The 15,488-nt window shown below is 59.5% G+C and carries 14 protein-coding genes; 6 read left to right on the top strand and 8 right to left on the bottom strand.

Going from position 1 to position 15,488, the window contains the following annotated elements:
* Positions 1–25: 25 nt before the first annotated feature.
* The 3 genes from ACR0L1_RS21105 to ACR0L1_RS21095 are packed head-to-tail and all read right to left on the bottom strand — an operon-like array spanning position 26 to position 2,915.
* Positions 26–733: a maleate cis-trans isomerase family protein gene (locus tag ACR0L1_RS21105; protein WP_480860672.1), complete on the bottom strand. Its 708-nt coding sequence runs from the start codon at positions 731–733 to the stop codon at positions 26–28.
* Entirely contained in the window at positions 730–1,875 is a 1,146-nt protein-coding gene (locus ACR0L1_RS21100; RefSeq protein ID WP_170788589.1) for a M24 family metallopeptidase, read from the bottom strand. Before ACR0L1_RS21100 ends, ACR0L1_RS21105 begins: the two co-directional genes overlap by 4 nt.
* Entirely contained in the window at positions 1,872–2,915 is a 1,044-nt protein-coding gene (locus ACR0L1_RS21095; protein WP_480502923.1) for a pyridoxal-phosphate dependent enzyme, read from the bottom strand. Before ACR0L1_RS21095 ends, ACR0L1_RS21100 begins: the two co-directional genes overlap by 4 nt.
* 86 nt (positions 2,916–3,001) lie before the next feature.
* On the opposite strand from ACR0L1_RS21095, the gene ACR0L1_RS21090 reads away from it, so the two are divergent.
* Both ACR0L1_RS21090 and argE read left to right on the top strand, forming a co-directional pair.
* Positions 3,002–4,186, top strand: coding sequence for a M24 family metallopeptidase (locus ACR0L1_RS21090; protein WP_480860669.1), 1,185 nt, complete (start codon positions 3,002–3,004; stop codon positions 4,184–4,186).
* Positions 4,144–5,340, top strand: coding sequence for an acetylornithine deacetylase (gene argE, locus ACR0L1_RS21085; RefSeq protein ID WP_480860667.1), 1,197 nt, complete (start codon positions 4,144–4,146; stop codon positions 5,338–5,340). The genes ACR0L1_RS21090 and argE overlap by 43 nt, the downstream gene beginning before the upstream one ends.
* On the opposite strand, the gene ACR0L1_RS21080 is transcribed toward argE, so the two are convergent.
* Positions 5,337–6,203 (bottom strand): urea carboxylase-associated family protein, encoded by an 867-nt coding sequence (locus ACR0L1_RS21080; protein WP_170788586.1) that lies wholly within the window; start codon positions 6,201–6,203, stop codon positions 5,337–5,339. The two genes, argE and ACR0L1_RS21080, sit on opposite strands and share 4 nt — an antisense overlap.
* A gap of 253 nt (positions 6,204–6,456) precedes the next feature.
* Here ACR0L1_RS21080 and ACR0L1_RS21075 point away from each other — a divergent pair, with 253 nt between their 5' ends.
* Genes ACR0L1_RS21075 through ACR0L1_RS21060 form a run of 4 tightly spaced genes read left to right on the top strand, consistent with a single transcriptional unit; the run spans position 6,457 to position 11,502 of the window.
* The gene (locus ACR0L1_RS21075; protein WP_170788585.1) at positions 6,457–7,707 is read left to right on the top strand and encodes a sarcosine oxidase subunit beta family protein; all 1,251 of its coding nucleotides are present in this window, start codon (positions 6,457–6,459) and stop codon (positions 7,705–7,707) included.
* A gap of 15 nt (positions 7,708–7,722) precedes the next feature.
* Positions 7,723–8,010 carry a sarcosine oxidase subunit delta gene (locus ACR0L1_RS21070; RefSeq protein WP_170788584.1) on the top strand — a complete coding sequence of 96 codons (288 nt, stop codon included), beginning with the start codon at positions 7,723–7,725 and terminating at the stop codon, positions 8,008–8,010.
* Positions 8,007–10,949: a sarcosine oxidase subunit alpha family protein gene (locus tag ACR0L1_RS21065; protein ID WP_480860665.1), complete on the top strand. Its 2,943-nt coding sequence runs from the start codon at positions 8,007–8,009 to the stop codon at positions 10,947–10,949. The genes ACR0L1_RS21070 and ACR0L1_RS21065 overlap by 4 nt, the downstream gene beginning before the upstream one ends.
* A complete protein-coding gene (locus ACR0L1_RS21060; protein ID WP_480860663.1) occupies positions 10,942–11,502 on the top strand; it encodes a sarcosine oxidase subunit gamma in 561 nt (186 codons plus the stop codon). Before ACR0L1_RS21065 ends, ACR0L1_RS21060 begins: the two co-directional genes overlap by 8 nt.
* A gap of 5 nt (positions 11,503–11,507) precedes the next feature.
* Here ACR0L1_RS21060 and ACR0L1_RS21055 read toward each other — a convergent pair whose 3' ends face one another.
* From ACR0L1_RS21055 to ACR0L1_RS21040, 4 genes are all read right to left on the bottom strand, one after another.
* Entirely contained in the window at positions 11,508–12,512 is a 1,005-nt protein-coding gene (locus ACR0L1_RS21055; RefSeq protein ID WP_170769556.1) for a GlxA family transcriptional regulator, read from the bottom strand.
* A 26-nt stretch (positions 12,513–12,538) separates the two neighbouring features.
* Positions 12,539–13,147: a YrbL family protein gene (locus ACR0L1_RS21050; RefSeq protein ID WP_170788580.1), complete on the bottom strand. Its 609-nt coding sequence runs from the start codon at positions 13,145–13,147 to the stop codon at positions 12,539–12,541.
* 175 nt (positions 13,148–13,322) lie between these two features.
* Complete coding sequence (locus tag ACR0L1_RS21045; protein ID WP_480860662.1) at positions 13,323–14,732, bottom strand: hypothetical protein; 1,410 nt, start codon at positions 14,730–14,732, stop codon at positions 13,323–13,325.
* Entirely contained in the window at positions 14,732–15,478 is a 747-nt protein-coding gene (locus ACR0L1_RS21040) for a methyltransferase domain-containing protein (RefSeq protein ID WP_480502930.1), read from the bottom strand. Before ACR0L1_RS21040 ends, ACR0L1_RS21045 begins: the two co-directional genes overlap by 1 nt.
* Between the last annotated feature and the right edge of the window lie 10 nt (positions 15,479–15,488).

Below are 15,488 nucleotides of genomic sequence, written 5' to 3'. Positions count from 1 at the left end.
AATGACGCCGCCAGCCGCCTGAAATTCAGGCTGAATTCAGGTGCCGCATATGCCACGCAAGGCTTTGATTGCTGGACAGAACAGGTTTTCCCAGCCGATTTTCGATCTCAGGTATCGCATCGAAAGTTCTTAGATTCGTGCAGCTTAGGAACACAGCCTCAACTGCCGAATCAGCTCCCAACCGCACGGCGGCCTCGACCACGGACTCGCGTGAGATTCGGACGACCTTGCTTTCCTCGGCTTCTCCGAACGAGCCGAAAACACCCATCTCAATCCCGTTTTCAGCAAAGGCTGTGCGTAACGGTTCGTTCACTTCTTCGATATACGGGGACAACAGCGCAAACTTGGACACCCCCCTGTCCGCAGCGCAAGCAGACGCTGCGCGCAGCGGATTCGTAACCCTCGCAGCAGCACAAGTTTTCTGCACCATTCGCTCAACGGCAGCCGAGCCAATCACGGAACTAGCCGAGGTGCACCCATAGCCAACCACTTTGTAGGGCCTCGCCTTCGGCAACAGATCCGCCGCTGCGGGCAATGCGGCCTCCATTTGCGACAGGGTGTCGGTTGTCACCTCGTAACCGCTGGGAATTCTGGACACGTAAATCGGCGCGCGACGGTCCGAGAAATAAGCGTTGAACTCGGGTTCGATCGTTTCATCCGTTTGCAGAACGATCAGACCCATCGGTGTGACCTGTGGATCGTCTGGTTCCAGTTCGTAAGGTAAGTAACTCATATCACAGGCAACTCCGACCCAACGCGTGGGCTGAGGAAGCGCGGCGCACCGTCATTGATGACGATGTTTTCCTCATGCACTAGGATTTTGCCGCCAACCGCAATGCCCGGTTCAAGCGTCAGCACCATGCCGGGTTCAAGCACCGTGTGATCGGACGGGATCAATGACGGCCATTCGGTCAGCGACATCCCCAGCCCGTGCCCCAGCCTTCCGGCCCCGGTATCGGCGTTGTGGCGGGACAGAACGTCATTCATAGCATGAAACAGGTCCGACGCAGTGGCCCCCGGGCGCGCGATTTGAAATGCGTTGTCCGAAGCGTCGATTAGCGCCGCATAGGCCCTGCGCACCGCGTCCGTGGGCGCGCCGACCGCCCAGTTGCGGTCGTAGTCGCAGAAATACCCATCCCACACCAAACCGGTATCCAGCATGAGAACATCGCCATCACTCATCTCGCTTTCCGGAGCGGGTGAAATGACGTCGATATAGCCACCCTGCTCGGCCCCGCCCGCAAGGTAAGGTACCCAGTCCGCGCCTTCCTCAAGGCACAGCATCTGAAACTGGCGAAAGACCTGATCAATCGAGACCCCGCGCCCGGCAATCTTGGGCACACGCTGAAATGCGCGCCCGGCTATGGCACAGGCGGTTTCGATCTTGGATATCTCGGCTTCGGATTTAATCATGCGCAGGGTTCGCAGAATCCCAGCATCGCCCGAGACTTTCCGCGACCCCAATTGCGTCTGAAGCCGCAGCAAGTCCGCCATAGGCATCCGGACATGAGTTTCATGTCCATCCGGCACGCCGATTGTCGCGTCAGCCGGAGTGACCTCACTCAAAGTCTCGGCCAACAGGCTGACCCCGTCATCCGACAGGTCCGGCGCGCTCCAGCTACGGATATCTTCGACCCAGGTTTGGCCCATCAAAGCAGCCCCGATCGAGGGGATGACCGCGATAGGTTTCCCGCTGGCCGGGACGATCAGAAACCAGGGCCGCGTGGGGCTTTCCCAGAACCGGGTCAAGTAGCCGGTGAAATACCGAACCTCGGGCTCAGTGGTCAGCAGCAAGGCAGACAGGCCCGCTTCGGCCATCCTGTCTTGCGCGCGCGTCAGCCGCGCTTGAAACTCGGCGGTGTCAAACCCCCTCATTCCGCGACCTCGGACAGGAAACAGAGGACCCGTGCGTCGGGACCGATACCCAGTTCGGCGCGAACGTCCGGGTTCATGACGGCGGCCACGCCTGCCCCGCCAGATGCCGTTGTGGCCACACCGGCCTCCGACATCGCGGGCAGGTGTTGCGCGACCTCATCATCCGTCAAAGTCAGGAACACATCGGCGTCCCGCGCCAATCCGTTCAAAGCAATCAGCGAAGGCTCTTTGCAATCCAATCGCCCCATGATGCTGTCCGGGCCGTCGGCAAAGACGCAGGCTCCGGCCTCGATACTCGCTTGCAGGGCGGGCGCGGCGTCGGGTTCGACGACGATAATCCGGGGCGCATCGCCCCAAACATTCCGGGCATAGGCGGCGACCGCCCCCGCCAAACCGCCAACACCGGCCTGCAGCATGATATGCGTCGGCACCTCGGGGCATTGACGCACGGCCTCGGCCGCCATTTGAAGATAGCCCTCCATCAGAGTGTGGGGCAGTTCAAAATACCCCTCCCACGAGCTGTCGGACAGCAATGTCCAGCCGTTATCCTGCGCGGCCTGACTAGCAGCTTGCATGCTGGCGGCATAGTCCACGCCGTGTCGCACGACCGTTGCGTTTTGCGCCCTCAGGCGGTCAGCAAAGCCTTCGGGCACGGTCTCGGCGATATAGACGACCGCATCCGCGCCGAATATCCGCGCCCCGGCGGCGACGCTCATCCCGTGGTTTCCGGCGCTGGCGGTGACATAGGTCCGCCCGCTAAGCGTTGTTTCGGCAGGCAAATCCGACACATCCGCAGCATGTCGTGCAATCACATAGGCCGCGCCAAGGGCCTTGAACGACCCAAGATTCATGCGTCCGCGCTCGTCCTTGACCCACAGATTCGCCACATCGGCCAGCCCCTTGGCATCGACCAAAGCGGTTTCCCCCGCCGCCGGACATTGCGCCAGAAGATCCGCTACACGAGCAGCATTTATGGAAGGGTACGGAGCAGAGCCGGCGAGTTTCTGCCCGCCGCGATGGGGATTGAGGGTGATCTTCACTGGGGTGTCTTTCCTGAGTTGCCCATTGACGTGACTGCATTCGTCCCGTTCTGTCAACGGAAACTCCATCGCGATAGGAGCGCCTCATGCCCCATGCCAATCCGGCCTTCACCCGCGCCGAATACGATCGCAGGCTTGCCAAGACGCGTGCGGCCATGGCTGACGCCGGATTGGACGCGCTGTTCGTACAGGACCCGTCGAACATGACGTGGCTGACCGGGTATGAGGGCTGGTCCTTTTACGTGCATCAGGGCGTCGTCGTCCTACACGATACTGATCCAATCTGGTGGGGCCGCAATCAGGACGCCAACGGCGCGCGGCGCACGGTCTGGATGAGCGATGACTGCATTCACGGCTATGCAGATAATTATGTTCAATCGACCGAGCGGCACCCGATGCAAGACCTTTCCCGCCTGATCTTGGAATGCGGCCTTGAACGCGCCCGCATCGGGGTTGAGTTGGACAATTACTATTACTCGGCCAAGGCGCATCTTACTTTGGCCGCAGAATTGCCTCAGGCCACGTTGGTCGATAGCAACGCTTTGGTGAACTGGCAGCGTTCCGTGAAATCCGGTGAAGAGATCGCCCAGATGCGCAAAGCTGCGCGGATTTCGGAACATGTGATTGATGGGGTGATAGAACGGATCGAACCCGGCTTGCGCAAGAACGAACTGGTGGCGCAGATTTACCACGATGCGATCTCGGGCGTGGGTGAGGATTGGGGCGATTATGCCGCCATAGTGCCCCTGCTGCCTTCGGGGCCTGATGCCGCCGCCCCGCATCTGACATGGGACGGCGCGCCATTCAAAACCGGGGAATGCACCTTCTTCGAACTCTCGGGCTGCTATCGCCGCTATCACGCACCTTTCTGCCGGTCAGTCTTTCTGGGCCAGCCCCCAGACCACCTGCAACGGGCCGAAGCCGCGCTGGTGGAGGGACTTGAGGCAGGTTTGAATGCCGCCCGTGCGGGCAATAAGGCCCGCGACATCGCCCTTGCGCTGGCCGCTCCGCTGGAACGCGCCGGAATCGAGCGCGGTGCGCGCTGCGGCTATCCGGTGGGCCTCAGCTATCCGCCCGATTGGGGGGAACGCACCATATCGTTGCGCGCGGAAGACGAAACCGTGCTGGAACCCGGCATGACGTTCCACTTTATGCCCGGCCTTTGGATGGACGACTGGGGGCTTGAGATCACCGAGACCATCCTGATCACCGAAACCGGACCCGCCGAATGTCTCTGCAACCGTCCAAGAAAGCTGTTCGTGAAACCATGACCCTTCAAAGAACCAAAGACATTCTAGCCGATCTGATCGCGTTTGAGACGGTCTCGGCCGACAGCAATCTTGAGATTATCCGCTATCTGACCGACCGGCTTGAAGCCCTGGGAGCACGCTGTATCGAAACGCGCGATGCGACGGGCAAGAAGGCCAACGTCTTTGCAACACTCGGGCCTGACATACCCGGAGGTATCCTGCTGTCCGGCCATACAGATGTCGTGCCCGTGGCCGATCAGGACTGGACCTCAGACCCGTTCGAGATGATTGAACGAGATGGGCGACTGTATGGGCGGGGTACCTGCGATATGAAGGGGTTCATCGCGGCATCGCTCGCCTTTGCCGAAGCTTTGGACGTCGAAAAACTGACCCAACCGCTGCATTTCGCCTTTACCTACGACGAGGAAACCGGCTGTCTGGGCGCGCAGAATCTGGTCAATGACCTGTCCCAACGCGGCATCGTGCCCGACATTGCCATCATCGGCGAACCGACCGAAATGCGGGTGATCGAAGGCCATAAGGGTTGCTTTGAATACACCACGCGCTTTACCGGGCTGGAAGGTCACAGCTCGGCCCCGGATGACGGTGTAAACGCCGCCGAATACGCCGCGCGTTATGTGGGCAAGTTGCTTGAACTGCGCCATATTTTGAAATCGCGCGCACCGGCGGGCAGCGCGTTTGAACCCCCATGGACCACGATCAATGTCGGGTTCTTCAATAGCGGCGTCGCGCATAATGTGATCGCCAGCAAGGCCGAGATCGGCTGGGAAATGCGCCCGGTTCAGGCCAGCGACGCCGATCTCGTTAACCAGACGCTCAGCGACTACATTAACCACACGCTACTACCCGAAATGCAGGCCGTTCACCCCGAAGCCAGCATCACGCAGGACGTCGTCGCCGAAGTTCAGGGGTTGGAGCCGATGGAGGACAACGTTGCCCGCAAATTGGTGGCCGAACTGACCGGCGCCAACGGCACAGGCACTGTAGCCTTCGCCACCGAGGCCGGTCTGTTCCAGCAGCTTGGCGTTCACGCCATCGTCTGTGGGCCGGGCTCAATCACCCAAGCGCACAAGGCCGACGAATATGTCGAGATCGAGCAGCTGGACCTGTGTTGCCGGATGCTGGACCGTCTGGGCCGCCGCCTGACCGCCTAGCCCGTGCCGTGCGTCCGATCATAGGCGGACCGCGCGGGCTGAACATGGGCCGCGCGGACATCCTCGCCGGGATCATAGACCTCCATCACCAGCGGATAGCAGGCGGCCACGTCTGACGAATGCTCGGATGAACAATCGCCGCCGGGACAGGCCGATAGACCCACGATCAGGTCAATCTCGGCGTAGAATTCCAGATAGTCGCCGGGGCGCACCGGGCTGGCCTTCATGAAATACTGCCCTGTGTCGCGGGTAAAGCCGGTACACATGAAGACATTCAGCACATCATGCACATGCATCTCGGCCTCGTGCAGCGGCAGGTCGCAATGATCGGCCAAGGCGCGGGTCAGGTTCGAATGGCAGCAATAGTGATAGTCGTCCCCCGACAGCAACCGTCCCGTATAAGGATCACAGCGCGTCCCGATCACGTCATGGACCGATCCTCCGTAGGCATCGAACCCATACCAGTCCAGCGTGTCTCCGACGATGGTCGCCATCGGGCGCATGTTGGGAAAGCTAGACCACATACGGTCGCCGGTGGACAAATGCGTACCGTGCAAAGCGCGGGTTTTACCCGAATAAAACCGCTCGGTCAGGTCATGTTTGTTCCACATGTTCAGATCGCCCACCTGTGGGCCATCCACCGAAAGCACGCGCAGAAAGGCCCCTGCGGGCACCTCGACACAAACTGCATCGCGCGGGGCCGCCGTCGCCTCGGCCGTTTTCTTCGCCCCCTGTCGAAGAGCCTTCAGCCCGGCGATGTCGGGTTGCGGCAAACTATCCGGCGGGTAGCAGATGACCGGAGGCAGGCTCTGACGGACGACCGCATCTACCGGTGCTGTGAAATTCGGTGCCTTCAGTTTCATGCCTGCTCTCCCTGTGTTTCCACAGGTTTAGCGCATCATCAACAGCTGCGCTATCTGCACTTATGTTATGATTGCTGTCGAAGTAGGACGGAGAGTTTGGCGAGGCCGCAAACAACCTTAGGCAACCTGAGTGTTACCCCCCACCATCGGTTCATCATTCAGATACTTGGGTCTGATTCAGACAGATCGATGTCGCATCTGAGGATACCCAACCGCACCAAAATAGTGAATTCTGGAAAAAAAGGTCCGATTCATGCGATATTCCGGCTTTCGAGTCATCAAAGAGGCACTGACCGGCCATAAGGGCTGGAAACCGGTCTGGCGCGAGCCTGACCCAAAACCTCATTACGACGTCATCATCATTGGCGGCGGCGGTCACGGTCTTGCAACGGCGCACTACCTGTCCAAGGTCTACGGCCAGCGCAATGTGGCAGTGGTCGAGAAAGGCTGGATCGGGGGCGGCAATGTGGGGCGCAACACGACGATCGTGCGCTCGAACTACATGCTGGACGGGAATGAGCCCTTCTACGAATTCTCGCTGAAACTGTGGGAGGGGCTGGAGCAAGACGTCAACTATAACGCCATGATGAGCCAGCGCGGTATCATCAACCTGTTCCACACGGACAGCCAGCGCGACGCCTATACGCGGCGCGGCAATGCGATGATCCTGAACGGTGCTGATGCGGAACTGCTGGACGCCGACCAGGTACGGGCCGAACATCCCTATTTGAATTTCGACGACGCCCGGTTTCCCATCAAAGGCGGTCTCGTCCAGCGCCGCGCGGGCACGGCCCGCCATGACGCGGTGGCTTGGGGTTATGCGCGGTCGGCGGATTTGCACGGGGTCGACATAATCCAGAATTGCGAGGTCACGGGCCTGCGGATTGAAAATGGCACCTGCTTGGGCGTCGAAACCTCAAAAGGCTTTATCGGAGCCAGCAAAGTGGGCTGTGCGGTCGCTGGAAACTCGAGCCGCGTGATGGGCATGGCCGGGATGCGGCTGCCCATCGAAAGCCATGTGTTGCAGGCGTTTGTGTCCGAGGGGTTGAAGCCCGTTCTGCCCAGCGTCATCACCTTTGGTGCGGGCCATTTCTATGTCAGCCAATCCGACAAGGGCGGGCTGGTCTTTGGCGGCGATATCGACGGCTATAACACCTATGCCCAACGCGGCAACTTGCCCGTGGTCGAGGATGTGTGCGAGGGCGGCATGGCCCTGATGCCCATGATCGGCCGGGCGCGTTTGCTGCGGATGTGGGGCGGCGTGATGGACATGTCGATGGATGGCTCACCCATCATCGACCGCACTCCGGTTCAAGGGCTCTATTTCAACGGCGGCTGGTGCTACGGCGGGTTCAAGGCCACGCCCGCCTCGGGCTATTGCTTTGCGCATTTGCTGGCAAAAGACGAACCACACCCCGTTGCCACCGCCTATCGCCTGGACCGGTTCCTCACTGGCCGGATGATCGACGAAAAAGGCGCGGGCAACCAGCCCAACCTGCACTAGAGGGGACCTAGGGATATGATCATCAACCACCCTCTGCTTGGGCCCCGGGATGCCTCAGAATTCACCTATCTGGGCGATGCATCCCTGATCGACCGGCCCGACGGAATGGCCGAGAATGCCGCCGACGCGTTCTATGACTATGCTTATCTGCGCGACAACCCCGCCGGTGAACACCGCGAGCTGTGGTATCACGAAGCCGGGGACCGGTCTTGGCTAGTTGTCACCCGCAACACTCTGACCCACGAGATTTCCAAGGTTGAACTGGCCCGCGATGTGGCCTGCGCGCGGGGACGTTCGAAATGACACAAGCGAACCGATTGACCGGCGGGCAGATCGACCGCAATAAGACCCTGAACTTCTACTTTGACGGGCGCAGCTATACCGCGCACCCCGGAGATACTCTGGCCTCAGCGCTGCTGGCCAACAATGTGCGACTGATCGGGCGATCGTTCAAATACCACCGCCCACGCGGGCTGCTGACGGCGGGATCCGAGGAACCCAACGGCATGGTGGAACTGCGCGCAGGCGCCCGCAAGGAACCCAACACCCGCGCCACGACGATCGAGATGTTCGACGGGTTGATCGCAAACTCGCAAAACCGTTGGCCAAGTCTTCGGTTCGATGCGCTTGCGGTGAATGACTTGTTTTCCAACTTCCTGTCGGCGGGGTTCTACTACAAAACCTTCATGTGGCCCGCTGCGTTTTGGGAGAAACTGTACGAACCTATCATACGCCGCGCTGCTGGCCTTGGCTCACTGTCGATGCAGGCGGACCCGGATGAATACGACAAGGGGTTTCGTCACTGCGATCTGCTGATCATCGGTGCCGGACCTGCGGGCCTGATGGCAGCGTTGACCGCCGGGCGTGCTGGCGCAGATGTCATACTGGCAGACGAGGATTTCACGCTGGGCGGACGCCTGAACAGCGAGACCTTCTCGGTCGGCGACCACAGCGCCCCCGACTGGACGGCACAAACCGTGGCCGAACTGTTGGCAATGCCGAACGTCCGGCTGATGCCGCGCACCACGGTGATCGGAGCGTTTGACCATGGAATCTATGGGGCGGTCGAGCGGACGGGTGATCATCTGCCCTCGCTGCCTGCTGGCAAACCGCGCCAGATCCTGTGGCGCATCTATACCCAAAAGGCCCTGCTGTGTGCCGGAGCAACCGAGCGTCCCATTGCATTTGAAAACAATGACCGCCCCGGCATCATGACCGCCAGCGCGCTGCGGACTTATGTCAATCGCTTTGCGGTGACAGCTTCGCCGCGGGTTGCGATCTTTACCAGCAATGATGACGGCCACCGCACGGCCGATGACCTACACGCCAAGGGTGTTAAAATCGCCGCCGTGGTCGATGTGCGCGAAGATGCCCCCCTCAGCTATGACTATGAGGTGCTAAAAGGCGCGCAGGTCATAAACACCAGGGGCCGTCTGGGCTTGAGCTTTGTCGAGGTCGCCTTGCCCGATGGTTCGACCCGGACACTGGATTGTGGCGCGCTGGGCGTGTCGGGCGGCTGGAACCCGAATGTCCACCTGACCTGCCACCAACGCGGACGCCCTGTTTGGAACGAAGCCCTTGCTGCTTTCGTTCCGGGAGAAAACCTACCGGTTGGCATGTCCGTCGCGGGTTCTGCCAATGGCGTCATGTCAACCCATGGCGCACTGCGCTCGGGAGCCGAAGCGGCCGCTGCCGCGCTGGACCTGACCACCCTGCCCGACCTGCCAGAAGCCGAGGACGCGCCCATTGCGCTAAAGCCGTTCTGGTATGTGCAGGGCTGCAAACGCGCATGGGTCGATCAGCAGAACGACGTGACGGTCAAGGATGTGAAGCTCAGCTATCAGGAAGGCTACCGCTCGGTCGAGCATCTGAAACGCTATACCACGCTGGGCATGGCAACCGATCAGGGCAAGACTTCGAACATCACGGGCCTTGCGATCATGGCCGAGGTTGCGGGCAAGTCGATCCCCGAAACCGGCACAACCATTTTCCGCCCGCCCTATACCCCGGTGCCCATCGGTGCCTTCGCGGGCCGAATGACGGGCAAGGACTTCCACCCGACCCGCCTGACCCCATCGCACCATTGGGCCAAGGAGCGCGGGGCGGTGTTTGTCGAGGCTGGGAACTGGCTGCGTGCGCAGTGGTTTCCCCTGCCCGGTGAGACGCATTGGCGCGCCTCCGTCGACCGTGAGGTGCGCCAAACCCGCGCCTCGGTCGGGGTGTGCGATTGCACCACGCTAGGCAAGATCGACGTGCAGGGCACGGATGCCGCCGAGTTCCTCAACCGCGTCTACGCCAACGGCTTTGCCAAGCTTGCAGTGGGCAAAACGCGCTATGGGCTGATGCTGCGCGAGGATGGGATGGTCATGGATGACGGCACCGCCGCACGGCTGGCCGAGGATCATTTCGTTGTCACCACCACCACGGCGAATGCTGCAAGTGTTTATCGCCACATGGAATTCGTGCGCCAGTGCCTGTTCCCGGACATGGATGTGCAGCTGATCTCGACCACCGATGGTTGGGCGCAATACGCGGTGGCGGGACCAAATTCGCGCAAGCTTCTGCAAAAGATCGTGGACCCGGAATTCGATATTTCGAACGAGGCGTTTCCCTTCATGGCCTGCGGCAAGATCACCGTCTGTGGTGGATTACGGGCGCGGCTGTTCCGTATCTCGTTCTCGGGCGAATTGGCGTTCGAGATTGCCGTCCCGTCGCGCTATGGAGATGCGCTGATGCGGCGGTTGATGACAGAGGGCGCAGAGTTTGACGTCACCCCTTATGGCACCGAAGCGCTGAGCGTGATGCGCATCGAAAAGGGCCACCCGGTCGGCAATGAGTTGAACGGCACCACCACGGCGCTGAACCTTGGTCTGGGCAAGATGGTGTCAAAGAAGAAAGACAGCATTGGTTCTGTTCTGTCCGAGCGTGAAGCGTTGACCGCACCGGATGTGCTGAAACTGGTCGGGCTAAAGCCTGTGAATCCGCAGGACAAGATCACCGCTGGCGGCCATTTGATGAATGCGGATGGACCGGTCGATGCAGCACATGATCAGGGCTATGTGACCTCGGCGGCCTATTCGCCCAATCTGAACAGTCATATCGGGCTGGGCCTGCTGAAACGCGGCGACGCGCGGATGGGCGAGAAGATGCGCCTTGTGTCACCCCTGACCGAATTGAATGTCGAAGTCGAAATTGTCTCGGCTCATTTCGTTGACCCCGAAGGAGAACGACTGCGTGCATGATCTTGTTGCAATAACCGCCCTCGGCGGGGCCGCGCCACGCGTGGATACGGTCGGTTCGGTCACATGTTCTGAAGTCCCAGATGTGGCGTTGGCCTCAGTCACTGCCCGGTTGGGGCACGAGGCTGCAACGCAGGATGAGGTGGCGCGGCTTATCGGAACCGTAACACCGACCGTGCAGCGTTTTGCCGGAGACCCTGTGACCGCCTTCTGGTCCGGCCCGGACCAATGGATGATCGAAGCCCCCTTCTCCACCCAAGAAGACCTTGCCGCCTACGTCAAGACCGCCGTCGGAACCGTCGCTTCTGTCACTGAGCAGACGGATGCCTGGGCGCGGTTCGACTTGCAGGGCGACGGGATCAACGCGGTTCTGGAATTGCTATGCCAACTGGACCTACGTCAGTTTCAGTCCGGTCACGTCGCGCGGGGCGCAGTTCATCACGTCGGGTGTTTCATCCTGTGCCGCAGCGCCGACCATGTCAGCCTTTATGGTCCCAGATCATCGGCCGGATCGCTGCACCATGCGGTTCTGGCGGCCATGCGTTCGGCCCATTAAGATAATCAGATCGAAGGCAACGGCGCGTTGTCCTCGACCCGGAACCGGTTGATCCGGCGACGGTCCTCTGCAGGACTTAGCCCAAAGGCCGCTTTGTAGTGCGATACCAACGGCGTGACCGAGCTGTACCCGACTGCAGCGGCAATCTGTGCAATCGGGTCTTTCGTATACATAACCATCTGGCGCGCGGCTTTCATGCGCATAGACCGATAGTAGTGGCTTGGGCTTTGACCCGTCGCCTGTTTGAAAGCTCGCTCGATCTGGCGGGGCGTGACCCTCATCTGCCCGGCAACTTCTGCAATCGAGATCGGTTCGCTCAGATGGCCGGCAAATAGCTCAACGCTACGCGCAACCAACGGGGGCAGTTGATCACCTGAACCAGGTGCAGTTGTGTCCGGTACTTTTTGACGCACCCCTGCGCCTCGCATCATCGGGTGCTGAAACCAGCAGGCGACCTCATGCGCGATCTCGCTGCCAAGACGGTCTGAAATCAAGTGCAACGCCAGATCAAATCCAGCGGCCGCGCCCGCGGCAGTCCAGCGCGTATCGGTGCGCACAATCACTTCACTGCGCGCGTCTATGTCGGGAAACTCAGCCTCGAACGCCGCTTCATAACACCAATGAACCGAGACCGGCTGATCCACCATCGCGCCCGAGCGAACAAGGGGGAATACGCCTCCGCTAATGCCGCCGAGGACAGTGCCGTGCCGACCAAATCCACGTAACGCGCCGTTTCCAGTGCGCGGATCGGCAAACCCGGATGTCGGACTGCTGAGCAGAAACAGGATGTCGATATCCTTGCACCCTGTCAGGGCTAGCGCGGCTTCAAACCCCACACCCGCACTGGATTGAACCTTTTGCCCACGCTCGGACACAAGCACCCATCCAAAGGCTTGCTTCCCGGCGATTTCATTGGCCGCCCGAAGCGGTTCGATGACGGAGGTCAGGCAGGCCATCGGAAAGCCGTCAAACAGCAGAAATCCGATCGTGATCCTGTTTTCCTCATGCATCCGGGGATCCTTGCAGAAATGCAGCCCTAAGAGCGAATTCCAAACATGCTGCCCATCCGTTCCCGACGACGCTGCATGGACTTGCGAAATGCCCAGTCGCTGAACAAGGCCAGCGGAAACAAGACACGTTCGCCCAAACCATCAATCACCACCAATTTGCCGCCGCGTTCTTCGGCCCGCACTATGTTTTCGTGGCTCATGTCGCCGACGATGATCCGCCCCCGTTCCAAGTCGTCTAGCAACTCCATGAACTCTTCCCCAAGGCGTTTGCGTCCAGCGGGATCCTCTTTGAGCGACATCCATTCCTTGTAGACTGTCGGCGCCAGATCTCCATCTGGTCCCGTCATTTTCTCGACAACAAGCGCTGGCCCCAATGAGGTCGGCGCATACCCCATGAAATGGGCCAGACGTTCAATCTCGGGGCAGCCGCGATGCAGCGCGGCCAGGTATTCGTTGGCTTCGCGGTTCCATTGGCGCAGGTTGCCATAGCGCCATTCCGCATAGCGCGGAATCCAATGATCACGTACAGGAACATCCGCGCGGACTTTCAACAAGGCATCCTGCCGATCGGGGTGCTGAAAGATCAAGTAATTCCGGCTTTTGCGCAATGGGGTGTGGTCAGTCAGGTCAATCATTTGGATCCGATACCTAAAGGGGGCGCGCCATGGCCGACGGCCGCATAAACTGGCACCTTGCGTCAGGGTCATAAATCCTTCGCCCTGAGGTTACAAATGTGTTTTTTACCGTCGACGGGACAGAGACAGAGAATCAGCGCAACGCAATCTCGAACCTGCCTAAACCACGCCCAGACTATGGCCCGACCGGCGGACTCGGCAGCAGGACAAATGCCACGGTGCCATCCGTTTCGACTAAAGATGTATGCGTCCAGCCCAGCGGATCAAATGGCGGGTTGGCATCCGTACATTCGTCTGGTGTCGTGTCGCACGATACAACCTCTGCCCCAGTCAGATATTCCAACCGCAGACGCAATCCGCGATCAAACTGAATGAACGCCTCGCGCGCGCCTTCCAATCCGTAGTAACTACCATAAAGCTGCACTCGCTTCATCCCGTCTGGGATCTCATCCGCCAAAGCCCGCGTTGTTTTTTGCCACAGAGGAAAGGTGCCGTAGGTGATGCGTCCGAATTGGATCGTTGCGATCAACAGAACACACATGATCACAATGCGCGCGACGCTGGCCAACCGGGTGGATGTGTTCGTAAGGATAAACACCGACATTGTCAGGGTGTAACCGAACAAAATCCAGTTCCAACCAAGTGCCCGAAACGGAACCTTAAGACCTGATGTCAGCGTTTTGGCGAACAAAGGGCCACAACCGGCGAGAACCGCGACCAGTACAATCGTTGCCACATAACGCTGACGCCGAAGCAGGTAAAGCCACGAAACCGCGAAGAGCGATATCAAAAACACCCCGTTGGACAAAGACCCGCTGCCGACGCGATGCAAGTTTTCGTACAGGTGCAGTTTAAGCTTTTGATAGTTCAATGCCAGATCGCTTATCGACTTGACCTCGGTTGGGTCGCGCCATTCGGCCACCGGAATGTCGAACACTCCGTGATGCAGGAAATTCAACGAGTAGACCACACCGAAGGCCAATGCGAGGCTCGCAAAAAAAACCACCAGTGTTACGCCCGCACTGACATAGGTTTGCGGCGCCTTTCGGGACAGCAAAACAAGGCTCAACATCATGAACGGGTATGTGGTGTAGGCCATAAACGACAGCGGCACCGCCACGATCAGCAACAGAACTGACGCCCGATGGGACAGAAAAACTACGGCCAGTGAAAACAACGCTAGTACCCAGATACCGGGCAGCAAAGTGTTGAACCAGAACGATATCAGAAAAGCCGGCCGCGACAACGCGACGAACAATGCCATGACGCACAAGAACCACGCAGGCATGGAGCGCCCAAGGACTATGATCGCGGTGCATGCAGAAAAGATCGACCAACCCAGAAGGTACAATGCAAAATTGACCGGTGCAGGCCAGAGGAACGGTCGAAACTGCCACCAGAAATTTAGCCAGCGCCCCTCATCCAGCGCTTTGCTATAAGCCATGTCGAAATGGCCCAGCAAGGCGGGAAAGTCGTCATGACGGACAAATGGATCGCTCAGAATTGGCCCATAGGTCGCCATCAGAGTTCCGAGGCAAAGCAGCGTCAGCCAGAAAACCAGCGTTATATCCGAACGTGCGGTCATCAGTTGCTCCGATGAGACCGTGCGACAATTGAAGCGCGGGCTTGCGCGATTGCGGTGACCGTACGCAATGGCAGTCGCCGGACAATCATCTTTCGCAAGTTCCAACCGAAGGTTCCAACCTCACGCAGCGCTCCGGGTGCAACCTTTGTTGCCAAAACCTCTGGCGGTAAGGACGCTGCTGCAGCCGCATTGGCGTAAAGCACACTGTTGTAGCGGTACCAGGGCTCGATTGCCCCGTCGGAAAACAGTTTTGGGCGCAGGCAATCGTAGGCCGTGTACCCCTGCGTTTCGAACAGCCCTTGCCAGAACGATAAAGGTTGCTCGTTGATATGGAACTCTCCGCCCTGCCCCGGGACCGCCGCCGAGAACAACACAAGGTCGCTATGGGCTGTCAGGCTTTGCACAAGACTGGACGAGGCCTCATGCGGCAGATGCTCACCGACTTCTAAAGATTGGGCCAGACCAAAACGCCGCCCAAGATCGACGGGCTGAGTTAGGTCCTTTCCAAAAAAAGCATCCGGTGAAATGGCCAGACGCTCACGATCAACATAGTCTCCGTCTACACCGGCGATATCCGGGCATCCCGCCGCGGACCATTCCGACAGCCAGACACCTCGGCCACAGCCGAAATCGACAACACTGTCTGGCTTGACCCATGTCTGAAGGCAACGGATCAGCCGGACAGCGGATTCGCGGGCTCCGCGGTCGATATAATCAAAGAACTCGTTTGAATAGATGTGAGACATAGCTGCTCTT

This window comes from Ruegeria sp. J8 (assembly GCF_056531925.1).
Note: the sequence above shows the minus strand (reverse complement) of the source record. Positions and strands in the feature narration are given on the sequence as shown.